At 71.4% G+C, this 18065-nt stretch carries 18 protein-coding genes and 1 pseudogene; 1 reads left to right on the plus strand and 18 read right to left on the minus strand.

Annotated elements, in window-relative coordinates:
- Positions 1-187: 187 nt before the first annotated feature.
- A complete protein-coding gene (locus ACFYPS_RS32945) occupies positions 188-544 on the minus strand; it encodes a hypothetical protein (protein WP_354968235.1) in 357 nt (118 codons plus the stop codon).
- 498 nt (positions 545-1042) lie between these two features.
- On the opposite strand from ACFYPS_RS32945, the gene ACFYPS_RS32950 reads away from it, so the two are divergent.
- On the plus strand, positions 1043-1195 hold the full coding sequence (locus ACFYPS_RS32950; RefSeq protein WP_387329873.1) for a hypothetical protein: 153 nt from the start codon (positions 1043-1045) through the stop codon (positions 1193-1195).
- A 21-nt stretch (positions 1196-1216) separates the two neighbouring features.
- Here ACFYPS_RS32950 and ACFYPS_RS32955 read toward each other — a convergent pair whose 3' ends face one another.
- The 17 genes and pseudogenes from ACFYPS_RS32955 to ACFYPS_RS33035 all read right to left on the minus strand — a co-directional run bounded on the left by ACFYPS_RS32955 (position 1217) and on the right by ACFYPS_RS33035 (position 18065).
- Positions 1217-2410, minus strand: coding sequence for a hypothetical protein (locus tag ACFYPS_RS32955; protein WP_387329876.1), 1194 nt, complete (start codon positions 2408-2410; stop codon positions 1217-1219).
- Between the two features lie 61 nt (positions 2411-2471).
- Entirely contained in the window at positions 2472-2972 is a 501-nt protein-coding gene (locus tag ACFYPS_RS32960) for a hypothetical protein (RefSeq protein ID WP_387329879.1), read from the minus strand.
- A 92-nt stretch (positions 2973-3064) separates the two neighbouring features.
- Positions 3065-4075, minus strand: a complete 1011-nt coding sequence (locus ACFYPS_RS32965) for a mechanosensitive ion channel family protein (protein ID WP_387329882.1) — start codon at positions 4073-4075, stop codon at positions 3065-3067.
- Positions 4076-4685: 610 nt separating this feature from the next.
- A complete protein-coding gene (locus tag ACFYPS_RS32970; protein WP_354968239.1) occupies positions 4686-5705 on the minus strand; it encodes a C40 family peptidase in 1020 nt (339 codons plus the stop codon).
- Between the two features lie 75 nt (positions 5706-5780).
- On the minus strand, positions 5781-5960 hold the full coding sequence (locus ACFYPS_RS32975) for a hypothetical protein (protein ID WP_387329885.1): 180 nt from the start codon (positions 5958-5960) through the stop codon (positions 5781-5783).
- Between the two features lie 237 nt (positions 5961-6197).
- Positions 6198-6527, minus strand: a complete 330-nt coding sequence (locus ACFYPS_RS32980; protein ID WP_387329888.1) for a hypothetical protein — start codon at positions 6525-6527, stop codon at positions 6198-6200.
- A 100-nt stretch (positions 6528-6627) separates the two neighbouring features.
- Complete coding sequence (locus tag ACFYPS_RS32985) at positions 6628-7074, minus strand: hypothetical protein (RefSeq protein WP_387329891.1); 447 nt, start codon at positions 7072-7074, stop codon at positions 6628-6630.
- Positions 7071-7472 (minus strand): hypothetical protein, encoded by a 402-nt coding sequence (locus ACFYPS_RS32990; protein WP_387329894.1) that lies wholly within the window; start codon positions 7470-7472, stop codon positions 7071-7073. The genes ACFYPS_RS32985 and ACFYPS_RS32990 overlap by 4 nt, the downstream gene beginning before the upstream one ends.
- A gap of 119 nt (positions 7473-7591) precedes the next feature.
- Positions 7592-8581 carry a DUF932 domain-containing protein gene (locus ACFYPS_RS32995; RefSeq protein ID WP_387329896.1) on the minus strand — a complete coding sequence of 330 codons (990 nt, stop codon included), beginning with the start codon at positions 8579-8581 and terminating at the stop codon, positions 7592-7594.
- A 77-nt stretch (positions 8582-8658) separates the two neighbouring features.
- Positions 8659-8916, minus strand: coding sequence for a hypothetical protein (locus tag ACFYPS_RS33000; RefSeq protein WP_354968245.1), 258 nt, complete (start codon positions 8914-8916; stop codon positions 8659-8661).
- A gap of 74 nt (positions 8917-8990) precedes the next feature.
- Positions 8991-10214, minus strand: coding sequence for a helix-turn-helix domain-containing protein (locus ACFYPS_RS33005; RefSeq protein ID WP_387329899.1), 1224 nt, complete (start codon positions 10212-10214; stop codon positions 8991-8993).
- A 177-nt stretch (positions 10215-10391) separates the two neighbouring features.
- Positions 10392-10982: a hypothetical protein gene (locus ACFYPS_RS33010; RefSeq protein ID WP_354968247.1), complete on the minus strand. Its 591-nt coding sequence runs from the start codon at positions 10980-10982 to the stop codon at positions 10392-10394.
- A 14-nt stretch (positions 10983-10996) separates the two neighbouring features.
- A complete protein-coding gene (locus ACFYPS_RS33015) occupies positions 10997-11764 on the minus strand; it encodes a hypothetical protein (protein ID WP_387329902.1) in 768 nt (255 codons plus the stop codon).
- A 58-nt stretch (positions 11765-11822) separates the two neighbouring features.
- Positions 11823-12515, minus strand: a complete 693-nt coding sequence (locus ACFYPS_RS33020; RefSeq protein ID WP_387329955.1) for a hypothetical protein — start codon at positions 12513-12515, stop codon at positions 11823-11825.
- A gap of 597 nt (positions 12516-13112) precedes the next feature.
- Positions 13113-13673 (minus strand): annotated as a pseudogene (locus ACFYPS_RS33025) (replication-relaxation family protein); the annotation flags it as partial.
- A 205-nt stretch (positions 13674-13878) separates the two neighbouring features.
- Positions 13879-16338: a type IV secretory system conjugative DNA transfer family protein gene (locus tag ACFYPS_RS33030; protein ID WP_387329905.1), complete on the minus strand. Its 2460-nt coding sequence runs from the start codon at positions 16336-16338 to the stop codon at positions 13879-13881.
- Positions 16338-18065, minus strand: coding sequence for a VirB4 family type IV secretion system protein (locus ACFYPS_RS33035; protein WP_387329958.1), 1728 nt, complete (start codon positions 18063-18065; stop codon positions 16338-16340). Before ACFYPS_RS33035 ends, ACFYPS_RS33030 begins: the two co-directional genes overlap by 1 nt.

Raw genomic sequence — 18065 nt, forward strand, 5'->3', positions numbered from 1 at the left:
GCTGCTGGCAAGACGGCGTCGCCTACGACCCCACCCGCCACCGAGCTCTGCAGGCCCTTCTCGCCTCCGCCGCTTGACACAGGGCTACTCATGCCGCCGACCGGGCGCCCTGGGAGGCAGGCTCTCGTCACCCGGCGTAGACATCGGCCCAGGCCCTGTGCACGCCGAAAGTAATGCGGCGGCATGGCTACCTGGAGGGCGAGCCGGAGAGCCACCACGGTTCGCCGACCGGAGTGGCATCCGGCTGCCCCGCCGCGATGAGTGACCGTTGATCGGTCGTTGCCAAGAGCAGCGTGCCGTCGTCCGCGACATGGGCCTCTGCGATCGTGGCGCCGTTGAGGGTGAACCCAGCGGTTAGCCACGTGACCCCGTCGTCAGCGGTGCCCCGAACACGAAAACCTGCCTCGATACACCAGCCGGTGTCCAGGTAAAGGCGGCTTTCGTACGGCGGCGTCGATCGGTTGTCACAGAAGCCGAGGAAAAGCCACGCCTGGCGGAGGCCGATCTCCACGACGAAGCAGCCGGCAAGTTGGTCGGGAGACACGAGTACATGTTGCCTGGCGTCAGACGCTCCGCGCACCCTGATCCGGAGGGCGGCGCCCGGTCGATACCGCCGGGCACCGGCGCCGCCGAGTCGTACGGCTGCCGAGTGAAGACGAAGGTGCCGAGGTCGAGGTGGCTCACCGCGCCTGCTGCGTCGCGCTCGACCCGCAGTCGCTCGCCGGCGAAATTGCCGCAGAGACCCTCCCAACGGCCGTCGTGGTGGGGCTTAGCCGGGTGCCGCGCCCGCCTCCGGACAGCGGGGCCAGCTCCAAGACGCCGTCGGCCAGCGGCCGCAGCACGTAGGAGGCCGGCCCCAACACCGGGGGCCGGCGAGGTTCAGCAGCTCCGGGTCGACCGCGGGCAGCGGCGCCACGGCGCCGGGATCCACGGCTCCCGCTCGGCGACCGTCCGCAGCAGGTCAGCGGCGGTTCGCTGGGCCGCGAACGGCCCGGTCGAAGTCCGCCGTCGTTCGCCACCGCCCGTCGGCGTGCGTCGCGGTTTGTCACTCCGTTGGGCGCGCACCCACGCCCTGTCCCGGCCTGCGGTGGTCTGCGCCACCGTGATGGCCAGCCTCACCGCGTACCAGCCCACCGACGACATCGCCCTGCTGGCGATCCGCGCTGCTGAGGGCAACGCCGCGACCGGGTCCTGATCACGACGCTGACCAGGGCCGTCAGCCGGCCTCGTGGTTCCGCTCCGGCTCAGATCTGTCTCTGCGCGGTGACCCGGACTCGCCGCTCGGTCCCGGTCCGGCCCCGCCGGTCGGGTCCGGCCCACCCTGCTCGCCGGTCAGCTCCGCGTCGGGCTGATAGCGGTACGCCGCCTCCCGTACCGCCGAGTCGGACTCTAGTCCGGCGCCGAGCGCGCCGCCGACCGTCGCCAGCGAGCTGGCCAGCCAGCCTAGCTTGACCTGGTGGGCGACGCCGGCCGGTCGGCCGGTGGATTCAGCGAGCAGGTCCCAGGGGACAAGGGCGATCGCCCCGATGATGGTCAGCGCGGCGAGCGCCACGTACAGCGCGAGGACGCCGATCACCACGGTGAGCACGGTGACCACGTTGAAGAGGACGACCTGCTCCCGGGCGCCCGGGTCGCGTGGAACCCGCTCCCAGAGGCGCGCGCCGAGCACCATGGTCAGCACCACCGCCAGGACGGAGCCGGCCGCGAGCAGGGCGAGCCGCAGGTTGCCCAAGGCCGCCGACAGCTGCCAAATATCGGCGCTCACCAGGGCGAGGACGGCGGTCGCGAAGGCGCCGACCAGCAGCCGGGAGAGCCGGACGGCCAGCCGCCACGGCCGGTTCGCCCGGAGCATGCCGAGCAGCAGCCGCAGGTTGCCGCCGATCACCCCGGCCAGCAGGCCGATGCCGGACGCCTGGTGGTTCACGCGCGCGCCGAGTTCCCGGGCCCGCCGTCCGGTGGCCAGGCGCGGGCGGCGCGGGCCGGCCCGTACCGGGTCGCCGACCGCGTCGGTATCGCCGAGCAGTGCCGCGAGGAGCCGGTCCCCGGCCTCGGCCATCCGCCGGGCCACGGCGACGGGGCCGAGCGCGGGCATGGAAAGGACCGCGACGCCGTGGGTGGTGCTGGCGTGCGCGACGACGGGCCGCCGCGCGGTCTGCAGCGGCAGGTCCGTCACGCAGAGGACCAGACTCCAGCCCTCGGCCAGCATCCGGCGCCGGGCTGCCTCGATGAGCTGGCCGAGGTCGGCCGGCCCTTCGACGAGCCGCGCCACTTGGAGGCGTACCGCCCAGTCGACCTCCGGGACCCGGTTGCGGAGCCGGTCGGCGAGCTCTGTGGCGGCCTCCCGCGCCAGGTCGGCCGCGGCCCCGGGGGCGGCCACGACACCCACGACGACGGACCCGCGCCCGGTCACCACACTCCCGGAGCCGGCTCGGCCCCTCCCCCGGGCGTGGCGCCGGTCCGTGGCGCCGTCGTCAACACTTGAGGTCGTCCTTCAGGATGCTCATCGCCGGCTTCAGCCGCTCGGTGTAGAGCGGCAGCAGGTCCTCCTTGATGAGCGTCCGGGCCGGTTCGTCCACCCGGTTCAGGGCGTACGTCCACTCGATGCTCGTGGTGCCGTCCTCGTGGTCGCTGAAGTACGAGGACCCTTGATGCTGTCGACCATTCCGCGCAGCCGCGGCGAGCTGAAGGTGTCGATCCGGTACGAGAACGAGTTCGGCGGCTCCACCGTGAGCAGTTCTTCCTCGTTGGTCGAGCCGTCGTCCGAGGCGTTCGTCCGGCGCAGGCCTGGGGTGTTCCAGTCGGTGGTGATGCTGCTGGCGCACGATTGCCGGCGAGTGTCCGGTTCTGGGGAAGATGTGGCTCAGGTCGACATCGATGACGTATTCGAAGACCTGACCGGTGGGAGCGTTGACGGTACGGGTGACCCGGACGAAGTCGTCCCCCACCTCGGTGCAGTCCCGGTCGACGCTCATCGCCGCCCCCGTCCCTGTCGCCTGGTCCAGCTAGTCCCCGGTAGGCGCCGACTCATTCATCCGCGCCCGGGCGACCACGCCGGACCCGCTGGTCAGGGCTGGTACTGGCTGCGGGTGCGGGGCAGCCACTGGGGGTGCTGGTCGCGCAGGTAGCGGATCAGTCCCTCGCGCAGGTCGCAGCGCAGGTCCCAGGCGCTGGCGCCGTCCGCGGCCGAGGCCTGCACCTGGATGACCACGGTCTGTGGGGTGGCGTCGACCATCTGGAGCACCCACTGGCCTCGATCCCACAGCGGTGAGGACTCGACCAGTCGGCGTGCCTCCCGGCGCATGTCGTCCAGGTCCGCGGTGTGGTCGACATGGATCTGGATCTTGCCGATCACCCGCGACTCGTCCCGGGTCCAGTTCTGGAACGGCCGCTCGGTGAAGTACGTGGTCGGCAGGATGAGTATCCGCTCGTCCCAGAGCCGGATCACCACGTTGGTCAGCTTCACCTCCTCGACCCGGCCCCATTCGCCGTCCACCACCAGCACGTCGCCGACGTGCAGCCCGTCGGCGAAGGCGACCTGGATGCCGGCGAACGCGTTACCGAGCGCGGTTCGGGCCGAGAGGCCGATCACCGCGCCAACCACCCCGGCTGAGGTCAGAATGGAGATGCCGAAGAGGCGTACCGGCCGGAAGGTGATCAGGATCAGGCCGATCGCGAGGACCGTGACAACGGCCACCGTGAGCCGCCGCACCGGACGGATCTGGGTCCGGGCCCGCCGGACCCGCCGGCTCGTGGCCAAATCACTCGGCAGTCGGCTGAACGCGACCGCTTCGGCGACGTGCAATGCCCTGACCACCAGCCACGCACCGACGGCGATCAGGACCAGCAGGATGGCGTGCCGCAGATAACGCTGCCACCCGGCCAGTCCGGGCGGCAGCGCGTAGTACAGCGCCCCGATCAGCAGGACCGTGGCTGCCGGGCGGCGGCAGGCGAGCCGCAGCGGCTCCAGCAGCCACTTGTAGCGGCCACGGGCAACCCGGCGAACCAGCACGCCGGAGACCAGGTCCACGACCACGGCCGCCGCCAGCGCGGCCAACACGATCAACGCGGTACGCATCAGAAGCCGTTCACCGTGATCCCGATGCCGCCTCTCCCGGGCTCGCGACCGCACCCCCGCGTTCAGGGTGCCATCAGATCCGGTGGCAAGCGGCGGATATCGAGAATGCCAGACGAGACGGTCGGCCTGCCCGCAGGCTTCCTGCGAGCCGACGCAGGATGCGTGATCGGCACCCTATGGCCGGTCGCCGACCTGCCGGGACCGTTCATGCAGCGCTGTCAGCTGCTCTTAGGCGTGCCGGAACGTGCGGCCGGGTGCCGCCCCCCGAGGCGCTGCGCGCCACCCAGCGCTGGCTCGCCGGGAATGCGACGCGGAGCTGGCGGCGTACTTCGCGGGCGAGCCCGCGCCCGCCGAGGCGCCGCCGACGAGGGTTGGCTATTCGCCGACTCGCACTACTGGGGCCCGGTGCTGTCGGGCCGGTGCAGGATGCGGGCAAGGTGAACGCGGTCCACACGCGGGAGGTACATCGGCGCCGGTTGTGTCCGGTCCGCCGGAGCGGTCTCTGCGGCCTCATCCCCGGCCGTGACAGATGCACGGATCTGCCGCGATCCGCTCACCAAGGTCGGCAGTGATGGAGCATCAAGCGGGATCGAGGTGGTATCCGAGGCTGTTACAGCACAACCCGCCTGATGGCGGCGATCTGGCCTAACCAGTTGCTCAGTCGCGAGACCTTGACCACGTCGCCGGTTCTTGGCGCCTCGGTGATCAATCCCTGACCGAGATACATGCCGACGTGGCGGGGGTTGGCCATAGTCCCTTGGCTGCCGGGGATGAAGACGAGGTCGCCGGGTAGCAGGAGCGCCGGGTCGGCCACCGGCTTGCCGGCGTTTACCTGGTCGGTGGTGACGCGCGGGATAAAGATGCCGGCGGCCCGGTACGCGGATTGCATAAGCGAGGAGCAGTCGCATTGGTTGGCGGGGTCACCGGAGTGCGGGTCGGTGCAGGAGCCGCCGAAGTGGTACGGCGTGCCGAGTTGGCTCACGGCCCAGACGATGGCGGTCGCTACGGCGGGTGGGGTGTTGGCGGGTAGCGCGAACCCGGCGGGGAGCGCGTCGAGGGCGTCGGTGGCGCAGTCGACGAGTGTGCTGGTCAGCTGCTCCACGAGGTGCAGGGCGTCGTCGGTCCACCTGGCGTAGGCGTCGGGGAATGCCGACACCTGGACGGCTTGCGCGGCCTGAGTGAGCGGCATCGTCTGCCAGCCAGGCACGGTCTGGAGCCTGTCGAAGAACTTGCCGGCCTGGTAAGCGGGCTCGGACAGTTGCGCGATGGTGCCCCAGCCTTGGCTGGGGCGTTGCTGGAAGACGCCGATGGAGTCGTGGTCGTTGCGGTCGCCGAGGAAGGGCAGGTTGCGCAGGCCGGATTCCTGCATGGCGGTGGCGACGGCGACCGTCCAGCCCCAGCGGGGTACGCCTTTGGTGACCCCGACGTCGACGATCGCGGCGGCGATGTCGAGTTGCTCGGTGTCCCATCGGTCGGGGCCAGGCGGCTGCCCGGAGGGGCGTAGGGCGGACGGGGCGGCGATGGCGCATCCGCCGGGGCCGCCGCCGGTGACGGAGGACAGCAGCAGGAGGGGCAGGCCGAAGCAGGCGATGACGACGACGGTGACGACGCCCATGATGAGCTTTGTCATGGTGATGACCTCTCGGGATAGCCAGAAGGGGTCGGTCTGCGTGCGGGTGTGCGGCTGGAAGCCGCGACGCGCGTTCTAGCGGCGGTAGACAAGGGGGAGTAGATCGGCGTGGGTCTCGCGGAGGAGGTCGGCGATCAGGGTGCTGGCCGGGAACAGCGGGTAGCCCATGTCGACGCGGGTGGGGTAGCGCCAGTCCCAGTGCCCGGGCTGCAAGCTGGGCACGTACCGGAGGGCGTCGGCGAATTCGAGGAACACGGCGCCGTTGATCTGTCCGGCGAGCAGGGGCAGGGGCTGGCTGGCCAGGCGGCCAGGCAGTGGCAGTCGGGGTCGTTGTAGATCGAGCGCGGTTGGCCATGGTGCATCGGGCAGCGGCAGTCGCAGGCGCGCTCGCGGGCATCGCGGTAGGTGCGGTGCATAGATGTCTTCCTTGGTCGTGGAGCACGAAAAGGGTCGTGGGCCGCCCGCTTGGGCGGCCCACGTTGACCGGTCGTTTCAGTCGGTGGACGTGTGGAGGACATTGGCGGCCTGGCGTAGCAGGTGCTCGATGACGAGGCCGGCGTCGTAGACGTCGGCGCGGGTGGCGACCTTTGTGGCGTTGTCCCAGTCCCAGGTGCCGTTGGTCATGGCGGGGACGTGCCAGAGGTCGCCGCCCTGGTCGAGGAAGAGTGCGCGGTCCCGCTGGTTGGGCAGCAGCGTGATGGGTTGGGTGGGCAAGCTGATGGTGCAGGCGCAGCCGGGCTCGTTGTAGGTGGTGCGCGGCAGGCGGTGGTGAATGATGCAGCGGCAGTCGCAGACCCTGCGCCACGGTGGCGTGTACGTCACGGGTTCCTCCGCAAGGGGTGAATGCGCGTACGCCTCGGTCGCCACCGGCGTAGGGGCGGCTTCCGAGGCGTACGCGGTGGGGACGGGTGGTGTCAGGCCGTCATCGGGTCGACGGCGGGGTGCTGGAGATTGCGTCTGGTTCGAGGAGCACGTCGTCCTGAATCTGGCGGGTCTCCTGCACGGTGAGCAGGTGGGCCGGCAGCCGGGGCACGTGTTCGCGCCAGGCGCGGTAGAGACGGTGGGTCCCGTCGATGAGCAGCGGGCCAGGCGGGTGTCCGCTGATGCTGAGCTGACCCACGATCAGCGGGCGGGTCAGGTCGGTGGTCATGGCGTAGGTCCGGTTGAGGGCGGTGCTGGTCGGGCCGATGAGGCCGGTTGCCCACGGGTTGGGGTTGTCGAGATGGGCAAGGCCGTACGCGGCGGCCCACGCCGGCACGTCCACGGGCCGGGTGTCGCGGGGCGACACCGCGATCAGCGCCTGCGCGGCGTCGATCGAGAACACCCACGGCCCGAAGTGGAACCACTGGGGTAGTCGAGAACCGGTCACTGGTGGTCCTTGTTCGCGGTGACGCGGGTGTAGATCGCGATGCAGCGCAGGATCAGCTCGTGTGAGGCCAGGGTCAGCAGCCGTTGCCGCTTGTCGTCGCGGAGCTGGTCCCAGATGAGGACGGTGACGCTGGCCGACCACAGGTCGACGAGGACGCCGTCGATCTTGGCGTGCTGCCGGTGGGCGACGATGCGCCGCAGCGTGTCGATGAGCGTGGCGTCTCCGGGTGGATGGTTGGCGTCGTCGGGTCGTTGCGCTTCGGGCAGCAGGGTGTAGCAGTCCTCGCAGGTGGACTCGACGCGCGGCGGGTCTTCGGTTTCCCACCGCTGAACGTCGGCGGCGGGCAGACCGCACACGGACTGTCGGAGGTCTCGGGGGTGGCGGATGTGGCGGATCATCGGCAGGCCGTTCCGTCTGATCCGCGCCGCCTGGTGCTCGGCGGTGCCATGGGTATGTCCGTTCTCTGCGGGTCGGGGCGGCGGTCGGTGGACCGCCGCCCCGGCGGATTGAGGTGCGGTCAGACCTTCAGCAGGTCGAAGGCGGCCACCTTCAGCTCGCCGACGTTGCCGGTGAGCACCCGGTTCGCGCGGGCGAACTCGTCCTTGGCGGGCTGGTAGTGGTCGAGGTACTCGGTGATGGCCTGGTATCCGGCCCACCGGCTGCCGGTGATGGCCTTCTGGGTGTCGGCCTCGCGGATCAGGTACTTGAGGGTGCCGAGGCGCTGCTTGGCGTTGTTGCGGGTCTGCTCGGAGGCGTTGTCCTTGACCGGCCACACCTGGCCGACGACCTCCTCGAACTCGCGCATGGCCAGCTCGGTCTGAAGCATCCGCTCGGCGGCCTTCTCAAAGGTCTCCATGTACTTCCACATCAGCCCCAGCGCCTCGCGGGCCTGGCTGATCTGAGAGTTGACGTTGGAGGTGTGCCGGAACGTGTAATGACCGACCGAGTGGGCGAAGGCGGCGCGTTGGGTGTTCGCACACACCACTCGGATCGGGCTGGCGTCGACCCGCAGCGCGGCGGTGCCGTCGTGGGAGGTCGTGCCGATCAGGTAGAGGTCGAGGCGGTCCACCCCGGCGATCTCCATCGCTGTAGGCAGCTTCATCGTGACGAACACGCTCTTGCCGCGGCGCAGGCTCCCGGCGGTCTCGAAGTGGGCGCCGCCCACCTGATCGACCAGGCGATCGAGCATCTCGGCGCACTGCTCGTTCTGGACCACGGTGTAGTCAGTGCCGACGATGCCCAGGTACTCGGTATCACCGGTGACCGGGTTGCGGCGCACGGTCATCCGCTTGTCGTCGGCGGGGATCTGCACCTCGACGCCGTTGACGATGTCGATGCCGACGGTGCGGATGGTCCGCACGCCCCAGTCGCCGAGCCGGGCCGCGGCCATGATCTCCTCTGCCTTCATCGTGTCCTGGGTGACGGTGCCCAGCTGGTGCCAGGCCGACAGTCGGGCGCTGGCGAAGGCGGTCATTCCGTCGGCGAACGTCTCAAGTTCGTGCGGCACGGGTTTCTCCTCTTCGATGTGCCACGGGTGCCGAGCACATGCGCTCGGCCCCCGCGACGGGTTCGGGATGGTGCGGGTCAGGACTGTTCGGCGCGACCTTCGCCGGTCGTGATCGCACCGGCGTAGGCGAACGCCATCGGTTCTTCGGTGACCGGGATGAGGTGACCGGTGGCGGCGGCGTGCAGGCAGCACGTGGTGACGGCGCTGGTGCCGATGCGGCGCCCACCGAGGGTGGCGTTGATGAAGCGGGCGATCTCGTGCGGCTTCAACGGATGGCCCGGCCGCTCGGCGAGGTAGTCCAGAACCAGGTCAGACAGTGGCCGGACATCGGGCATGGGGTTTCTCCCGGTGAGCAGGTTCCCGGGGCCGGGCGGTGGCCCGGCTCCCGGGTGACGTCGGCCGTGCCGGGTCAGGACTGCGTGGTGTCGTCGCTTGCCTGCCCGGTGCCGTCCGCGTCGGCTCCGGCGGTGGTGCCGGTGTCGGCCGGCGCGGAGTACGCGAAGGTCAGCGGCGCGTCGGAGACCAGGAGGATCCGGCCGCCGGCGGCGGCCTTGGTGCAGTTGTTGCGCACCGCCCCGGAGCTGACCGCGCGACCGAGCTGTCCGCTGATGGCGGTGGCGATGTCCTGCGGGCTCATCGCCCGGCCCGGGTTCGCGGCCAGGACGGTGAGGGTGAGCCTCTCCAGCTCGCCCCGGCCGAACGGTTGGCTGCCGTCGGCGTTGGCGGTCGCGTCGCTGCGGCGGCCCACGCTCGCGGTGATGCCCGTCGCACGCGACGGCGTGCGACGGGGCAGGGTGACGACGTGGGTCTCGCCGTCCGACGCGACGACGTGCAGCGTGCCGTCCGCCCGGATCAGGGGCAGCACCGCCGCCGTGGCGCTCGGCGCGGTCGCCAGGGCGCGGATGACCTGGTAGCACAGCGGGCAGCGAGGCGGCTCCGGGTTCGGGTCGACCTCGCTGGCCTTGGTCGGGCCGGCGATCCACCGTTGCGGCGGGCCGGGCAGCCGGCGGGCGGCGTCGGCCTGCTCCATCGCGGTGAGCAGCCGGGAGGCGCTCGGGTGACTGATACCGCTCTCGGCGACGATCACGTCGAGGGTCGCGCCGCTGTCGCCGTAGTCGGCCAGGACGCCCTTGATGGCCATGACCTTGCGGTCACCGGGTCGAGTGGGCTGCACGGCGGCGACCGTCGGTGCCTGCTCGTCCTCGCGACCGTCGGCGTCGTCGTCGGGTGTGTCGTCGGGGTCGGTCGCGTCGTCGCTGCCGTCGTCCGGTCGGTCGTTCTCGGCGTCGGCGCCGTGGACCGCATCGGTGGGCTGGTCGGCCATCTCCATGCGCGCCTGGTCGGCCGCGATGTCGGAGTCCGGGCCGCCGATGTCGGCCGCATCGGCGGACAAGAGGGCATCGACGGAGCTCGGCGGGGTGAGGGTCCACCGGGTAAGGGTGCCCTCGGCCGGGTCGGCGCCGGTGTCCACCGCGACGATGACACCGGCGTCGGCCAGGGTCTTGATCGCCTTGTCGGCGGTCGAGCGAGCCTTGCCGGACTTGTCGGCCAACTCGTGGACGTTGCCCTGACCGAGATCGGTCAGAGCATCGAGGACGGCCTGCGTGGCAGGCGTCAGGGACAGGTGTTCCATCAGGGTTTCCCTCCTCGGGAACTGGTGGGGACGCCCGGCACGGTGGTGTGCCGGACGTGGTGCGCCGAGTTGCGGGCAGCGGTCAGCGCGGTAGGCGCGTGACGTAGTGCGCTGGCGAGGGGTGCCGCCTAGGTGCGGCCCGGTAGTCGTGGCGGTGGATGGTGCCGCGCCGGCCGGTCAGTGGCAGGGGAGTGTCTCGCCGGCGGTGGCCTGCAGGATGTAGAGGCGGTCCTCGGTCGGGTCGCGGTAGATCCCGGCGTCGCCGTGGGACAGCCACAGCGGGTTGACGCTGCCGGGCGGGCGGAGCCTGGCGTCGGACGTGCCGACCTTGATGTGGGTGGCGTGTCCGGCGAGGTTCTGTCGGCGGCAGGAGTCGGTGTGTGGCAGGACGACCAGGACCGTGTCACCGGGGTTGACGTAGCGCCGCCGCACCGACCGGCCCGGGTTCGCCTGCGCGTACGCGGCCCGTGCCTCGTCGCCGATGAGGGTGTCGATCCAGTTGCGGGCGTACCGGTACTCGCCGGCCAGCTCCCTGATGGTCTCCACCGGGCCGGCGACCGTGCTGGTGGAACCGTTCAGGTCGTCTTCGTTGATCAGTAGGGTGCGCAGCTGGTCCACCGCGTGCAGCAGTTCGGTGCGCAGGTGCCGCAGGGTGGCGGCGGCTTCGGGCAGGTGCGCGGCGGCGGGGACCGGGTCGGCGGCGTGTTGGTCGAGGGTGCGCTCGGTCGTCGCGGTGATCCAGCGACTGATCGTGTCGAGGTGCGGCATGAGGTTCCCCTCCTTCAGCTGGTCAGGTGGGCGAGTTCGGCGGGGTCGAGTTGGTTCGGGGTGCGGTTGCGCCAGGTGTCGGAGTGGCGCAGGTGCCACCAGCGCAGCAGCGACCGGCAGGCCGAGGCGAGGTCGTCGCACGCGGGCAGCGGGTACGCCATCGTGGGTGGGGTCTGGTGGTGCAGCAGGGTGATGTACGCGGTTGGCGTCCACCCCGGGGCGGTTTCGGTGACCTCGCCGATCACCCGGTCCGGGTAGGGGATGTCGAAGGCGCTGGTGGCCTCGCTGTCGGGCACCACCAGCCAGGTGCGGGCCTCGGTGCGGTGCAGGGTGGCGACGCCGCGCGACGGGTCACCGGGGTACAGCAGGAGGTGCCGCTGGTCGCCGTCGCCGATCGTTCGGTGGTTGCGCCAGGCGCGGTAGGCGCCGACGAGCACGGTGCCGAGCACGATGTGTCGCTCGCGGGCGGCGAGCGCCTCGGTGAGGGCTTGGTGGTAGCCGGCCATGTGCAGGTCGGCGCGGGCGGCCAACCCCTGTCGTGCCCTCTCGGCGAGCGCACCGGTGCGGGCGAGGGCCTCATCGAGCGTGGTGGTGCTGTCGGTGAAGTCGCGGGCGGTCTTGTGCAGGACGCGGGCGAGGTCGCCGAGGGCGTCGAGAGTGGCGGTGTCGTGGCGCCACAGGTGCTCGGGGAGGACGTCGTTGGTGTCGGCGGCGATGCGCCGCAGCGCCGGGTCGGTCAGGAACACGGGGATCTCCTTGGCGAGCGGTCGGGTTGGGGGCATGGCGACGACCGGTCGCAGCGGGGCTGCGACCGGTCCTTTGGTCCGTCAGGCGTTGTGGTTAGGCGATGGCGACGGCGCACAGCCGTGCGGTGGAGCCCAGGCTGCGCAGGTAGCCGCATGCCTCGTTGAGGAAGCGGAACCGGTCGGCCACGGAGTCACTGGCCGGGGTGAGTAGGCGGCCGTCGGTGGTGATCAGCGCGTCGCCGATCAGGGCGATGCGCCAGTGCAGCCCGACGTACGTGGCTTCGCCGGCCTGGTAGACGGACAGCTCGTACGGGTTGAAGGAGAAGGCGAGCATCGCCAGGACTCGGGGTTGCTGCTCGAAGCGGCGGCGGGCCTCGGCCAGGCGGAGCTTGGTCGGGTCGGCCTGGTGCTGGGCGAGGTAGTCCTCCCACGGATGGGCCGCACGGGTTGTCGCGGCGATGTGGGTGTTCCAGGCACGCCAGCGCAGGGCGGCGTCGTTGGCGGCCTTGGCCGCGGTGCCGGTGAGGTCGAGGCGACCCTTGCGGCCTCCGGCGGCCATGGTGAGCGCGCCGAAGCGGCGGGCGGCGTCGAGGAGGTAGTAGCCGAGGAAGCGGGTCAGCCAGCCGATGAGGCGGCGGTGGCGGACGTGGTAGCGGCGGGCCGGGGTGCCGTCGGCGTGCAGGAGGTCGTTGACCTTCTCCGAGGCGGCGAACCAGTCGGCGTCTTCGCCGGGGGCGAAGCAGACGGTGACGACGACCTGGTCGGACGGCGGCATGGGCGTGGGCATGGCAGGGTGCTCCCTTCGGGCAGGGGTGGGCGTGGAGGGTGTGCGTCGTGGTGCCACCGGATCGCGGCGTCTGCGCCGGGAAGCTGCCGTGCAAGGGCGCGGGGCGTGGATCACGAGCCGACCGGGAGGTGGGCTGTGGGTGATCCCGCTGGCGCGGGCAGGTCCAGGGGACAGACGGGCGGCGGTGCGAGCAAAAGAAGAAGCTGCACCGTAGCGTCGCGACCTGACAGCACCAGCTCTGTCAGGATTGCCGAGGACGCCTCTGAGCTGCGCTGACAGGATTTCGTCGCGAGACTGCCAGGGTCTGTCAGAACACGAAGCCGCTCTCGTCGTAGTTCGGGTTGTCCGCGACGGGCTGGCCGTGGTCGCTGGGCAGCTCGGTGAGCCGGACTCGGCCGGTGGCGCCGCCAGCAAGCCAGACCGCGTCGGCGGGGTCGGTGGGTGGGTGGCGGTCGCGAGGGGAACGCTGTCGCGCCGGCCGCGCAGGAGTCGGTGCAGGTGTTCCTCCCGGTGCTCGCTGCCGAGCCAGAACAGCACCGGGTAGCGGGGGCCGCCGCGGCGGATCAGCTGCGCGTACCGGTCGAGCTTGGCCACCACCCGACCGAGGGGTTCGGTGCCGGTGTCGGCCTCCAGGAAGAATCCCACCGTGGTGTGCGCGACGCTGAACAGGCCGTGCCCGTCGGCGGTGATGGTCCGGAACTGCTTGGTGGTCTTCGTCTCGGACCACCACCGGTCCAGCCGCGCCTGCGGGTGCTGGCGGGTGTGCACGGTGAGCCGAACGAAGAACTCGTTGGCGATGCGCAGGTGGGTCAGGTTCGGGTTGGCCGAGAGCCGGTCGACGCCCTGGCGGCTGGCGCGCACGGTGGGCTCGGGCCGGTGGTGAGCGGCGGCCTGGAACCGGTGCCCCTGGTGGCCGAGCGTCCAGTGCCACGGCTGGCTACCACCCCCGGCGCGGGCGAACCGGAAACGGTCCAGCAGGCCCAAAGCGGCGAGCTCGCCGAGGCGGATCTGACAGGTTCGGCGGGCGAGGAACAGCATGCGGTGGATCTGATCGGTGGTGAGGACTTGGTGGTCGTCGAGCAGCTGCAGAAGCCGACGGTCACGGCTGGTGATGTGGGGGTAGATGGCCAGCAGGCTGGCCGAGCGTGATTGCGGCATCGGTGCATACACCCCTGGAGAGAGAGTCCCGGAGGGAGTCTGGATGAGTTGATCTCGATGTCGGTGCTGGCGTCGGGTGAGTTGCGGCAGGTCAGGCACCTGACAGACCAGGTGTAAGGGACGCGTGTGGGGTCTCGTGTCGCGGACACCCCCACACGAGCCCCCGGTGCCGCACCCAGCCGAGCCCCCACACGAGCCGCAGGGCTCAGCGGTCGCGGTCGGTCATGCGCCGCTTCATCGCGGTACGGGCGAGCTGCTGCATCGGCGGCTCACCACCGTTGCGGCTGTGGGCGGCGGCGCACTCCTGCCGGATCGCGGTCGCCTCACCCACCGGCGGCGCCGGCGGGTTGGTCACGAAGGTGAACCCGGGCAGCTCCCGGTTGCCGACCAGCAGCCGGGCGGCGGCGGTGTACACATCGAGATGCGCGAGGTCATGCTCGTCGAGCTCCGGTTTGGTGTGTCGGGACAACTCCCGCGCGTCGGCCGGGTCGACGGTGAAGAACAGCTTCGACCGTGCGTTGGCCGACACCGCCGCGGCGATGTCGTGGGGCAGTTGCGCCAGGTCCTGGTGCGCCAGGACCAGCCCGAGCCGGAACCCGCGCGCCTCGGCCAGCATGTCGCCGACGTTGCCGGGCAGCGTGAGGAAGTTGTGGCACTCATCGATGTAGAGGCTGGCGTCTCTGCGCTGGTCTTCGGCGATGTTGGCGCGGGCGATGGCGGCCTGCCACACCCGGGCGACGATCATCGAGCCGAGGATGCGGCTGGTCTCCTCACCGAGGATGCCCTTGGGTAGCCGGCACAGCAGCACCCCGCCGTCGAGCACCCGGCCCATGTCGAACGACGAGTGGGCGTTACCGATCACCGATTTCACGAAGTCCCGCAGCAGGAAGGCTCGGAGTCGGGCGAGGACGGGTGCGATGACCTGGCCGCGGAACTGCTCGTTGATGCCGTCGTACCAGAGCCAGAACCCGCCGAGGCCGTCCGGGTCGTCCAGGCCGTGGGTGAACCGGGCCCGGAAGTCCCGGTCCTGCAGCAGCGACGGGACCAGGCTCAGGGTTGGTTTCGCGTGGCGCATCAGCGTGAGGCAGGCGACCCGCATGGTGTCGTCCATGCGGGGCCCCCACTGGCCCTGGAAGATTTTGGCGAAGATGCCGACGAGGTTGTCGACGGCCAGGTGCGGGTCGCCGCCGTCATCGAGCGGGTTGAAGCAGCCGGGGTTCTCCTGATCCGGGTCGATGATCACGATCTTCTTGGCCTGCGAGGCGGGCAGTCGGTCGAGGATGTCGGTGATCAGGTCCCCGCGCGGGTCGATGACCACGGTCCCGCGCCCGGACTTGATGTCGCCGAGGATCATGTTCAGCAGCAGCGTGGACTTGCCGACGCCGGTCTTGCCGACGACGTGCACGTGCTGGCGGGCGTCGGCGACAGCGAGGCCGACGCTGTGGTGGCCGATCTGCGAGCGGCCCAGCACCTTCACGCCCCGGCCGCCGGAGGGGACCTGCACGGGCGCCGGCACGGCCTTGGCCCGGGCCCGATCGAGGCCCGGGACGGCGAGGTCCTGCGGCAGGGCGGCGAGGGCCGCGAGTTCCGCGACGGTGGCCAGGAACCCGCGCCGCAGTCGCCGTCCGGCGATCGTGGCCACCGGCTGGGGCATCTTCATCCGCCGCAGCCGATTCGGGCCGGTGTACGCCGCGGCAGCTGAGGCGATGGTGTGCCTGAGCCCGACGAGGCGTGAGCGGACTTGGGCGGCCCGTTGCGGGTCTGGTGGGGACGTGCCGGCGTCGGCCGCGACGGCGAACCGGACTGCGATTTCGTAGTGCGGTACCCGCACGGCCTTGTCCACGATGGTGCGGGCGTCGGCGGCGGCCACCGGGTCCCGCTCGCCCGGACGCACCACGGGGGCATGGGTGTGTGGCCGCGACGAGCCGGGTGTGAACACGTCGAGGAACCACAGCAGGGGCTCGATGGCCACCCGCACCGCCCCGGTGACGGCGCGGGTGGCCAGGTCGGGCCGCCCGTGGCGATGGTTGCTGGTGCTCGCCGCGGCCCGTCGGGCTAGGCGGACGCGGCGGGTGGGTGCCGGGCGGGCGAGGATCTGCACACAGGCGTGTTCGCGGTGGCGTACCTGGGCGCCGGCGGCGAGCAACGCCCGCAGTGGGTCGGTGTCGTGCTCGCTGCGCAGCGGCAGCCCGTCGGTGTGCTGCGGCCAGTGCGCCCCGCCCACCTGCTCGGCGACGGTGGGCGGAATCGGCGGTGCGGCGCCGGAGGTGGTGAGGGTGGCCGCGGGCCAGGCCGCCCGGACGGCGGCCTCGACCGCGCCGTCCGGCACCGTGCCGGGCACCCAGACCCGGATGGTCAGGGACCGGCCGGTCCAGATGTACTCCCAGCCGACGTGCGCGATGCCGAACAGGCGCTGCTGCCACACCGACGGCGTCAGCACGCCGACAAGTGTCATCCAGAACGCCGCGGCTGCCTCGGCGGTGACCTCCGGCGGGGCGGCGATGCTCAGCCACCGTGCGCCGATCGTGAACCGCTTGTGCCGCCAGGCGAGCACCTGATCGTGGCCGAACACTGCGGCGAGGATCGCGGCGGCGGCGATGAAGCCCAGCCACGGCCGGGCGATGATCCAGTGCCCGACGTCGCCGGGCCAGGTCGCAGTGGTCATCATTCGGCTTCCCCGATTCCGGTCACGGCGAGCGTGTGCTCGGCCGCCGATCCGACACTGCGGAACGGGATCCGGCTACGACCAGCAACGAGCAGCCCCTCACCGCGCGGCGCCGACAGCAGCAGCCTCGACTCCCCAGCGGTCAGGCCGAACGCCTCGGACACCGCGTCGATGGACTGCGTGGACTGGCGCATCAGCACCTGCGTGGCGGCGTTGGACACCACCGCCAGGCCGAGGTCACTCGACAGGACGTCGGCCGCGTCCTGGGTGATGACGCACAAACCTGCGGAGCGCTTGCGGGCGGCCTTGGCCATCCGGAACAGGAACCGCGCGCCTTCGCCGTCGCGCATCAGCAGCCACGCCTCGTCCACGACGACGAGCCGTCGACGCCGGCGGGCGCCCGCGGGCGCAGTGTCGATGCCGGCCCAGATCGAGTCGAGGGCGAGCAGAGTTCCCACGGTGCGCAACTCGTCGGGCAGGTGCCGCAGGCTCCACACCACCAGGTGGCCCTCCGGACGGGTGGATGTCGGCCCGTCGAACATGCTGGCGAAGTTGCCGACCGTCCACGGCGCGAGCCGGGCGGCCAGGTGCCCGGCGGCGGGGTCGCCGTCCGCGTCGAGGGTTGCGGCCAGGTCGCGCAGCAGCGGCGCGGGTGTGGTCCAGGTGCCCGGGTCGCCGTTGATCCCGGCCCGGTTGTAGGTGGCGGTGATCGCCCGGTCCAGAGCGGCGCGTTCGGCCGGCGGCGGTGCCGCGCCGAGCATGACCGAGATCAGCGTGTGCAGGTACAGCCCGCGCCGCGTCAGGGTGTCGGGACGGTTGTCGGCGGGCAGGTCGAACGGGTTGACCCTGACGCCGGGCTGACCGAGCTGCACGACGGCGCCGCCGACGTGCTCCGCGAGGGGCGCGTACTCGTCCTCGGGGTCGATGACCGACACCGTCGTGCCCTGGTACAGGTTGCGCAGCACCTCGAGCTTGACGAAGTAGGACTTCCCGGCGCCGCTGCGCGCCAGGACCACACTGTTGTGGTTGTCCTGCGCCCACCGGTTCCAGATCAGCACCCCGTTGGAGGTGGTGTTGACCCCGTACAGCACCCCCTGTGGTGGGGCGACGGTGCCCGGGGCCGGTGCGGCGAGGTCGGCCGAGGCGAGGGGGAACGCCGCCGCGAGGGCGGTGGTGTCGAGGATGCGGCGCATCCGTAGCGGGTCCACGCCGACCGGCAGCGTGGCCACCCAGCCCTGCTGGTGGCGGAACGTCGCCGGCTGCACGTCAAGCAGCACGCTGGCCGCGGCGGACTTCACGCCCGCGGTGACGGTGGCGAGTTCGTCGAGGGTACGGGCGTGGATGGTGACGTAGATGCCGACGTCGAAGAGCTTCGCCGCCCCGCGGGCGACGCGTTCGGCGAGGTCGGCGGCGTCGGCCGCTGCCGCCTCGACCATCGGGTCGCCCAGCCGGCCTTGGCCGGCGTCGAGGCGGCGGGAGGATTCGAGGCGGGCGCGCTGGCGCTTGAGCATCGGCGCGGCCAGTTGCGGCGCCACCGGGTCCAGGTGCACCGCGACGTCGACCCGCCCGGGGTAGGACAGCAGCGCGTCGAGCCAGGCGGGGCCGACCTCGGCCGGGTAGCCGCACACCGCGTAGGTGGCGGCGTACCCGTCGCCGACCTGCACGTGCCACGGCGTGACCGACAACGCGGCCGGGGAGGGCATCCCGTCCCCGGCCGCGACACTCAT

It is taken from the genome of Micromonospora sp. NPDC005087 (assembly GCF_042872965.1).
GTDB lineage: Bacteria > Actinomycetota > Actinomycetes > Mycobacteriales > Micromonosporaceae > Micromonospora.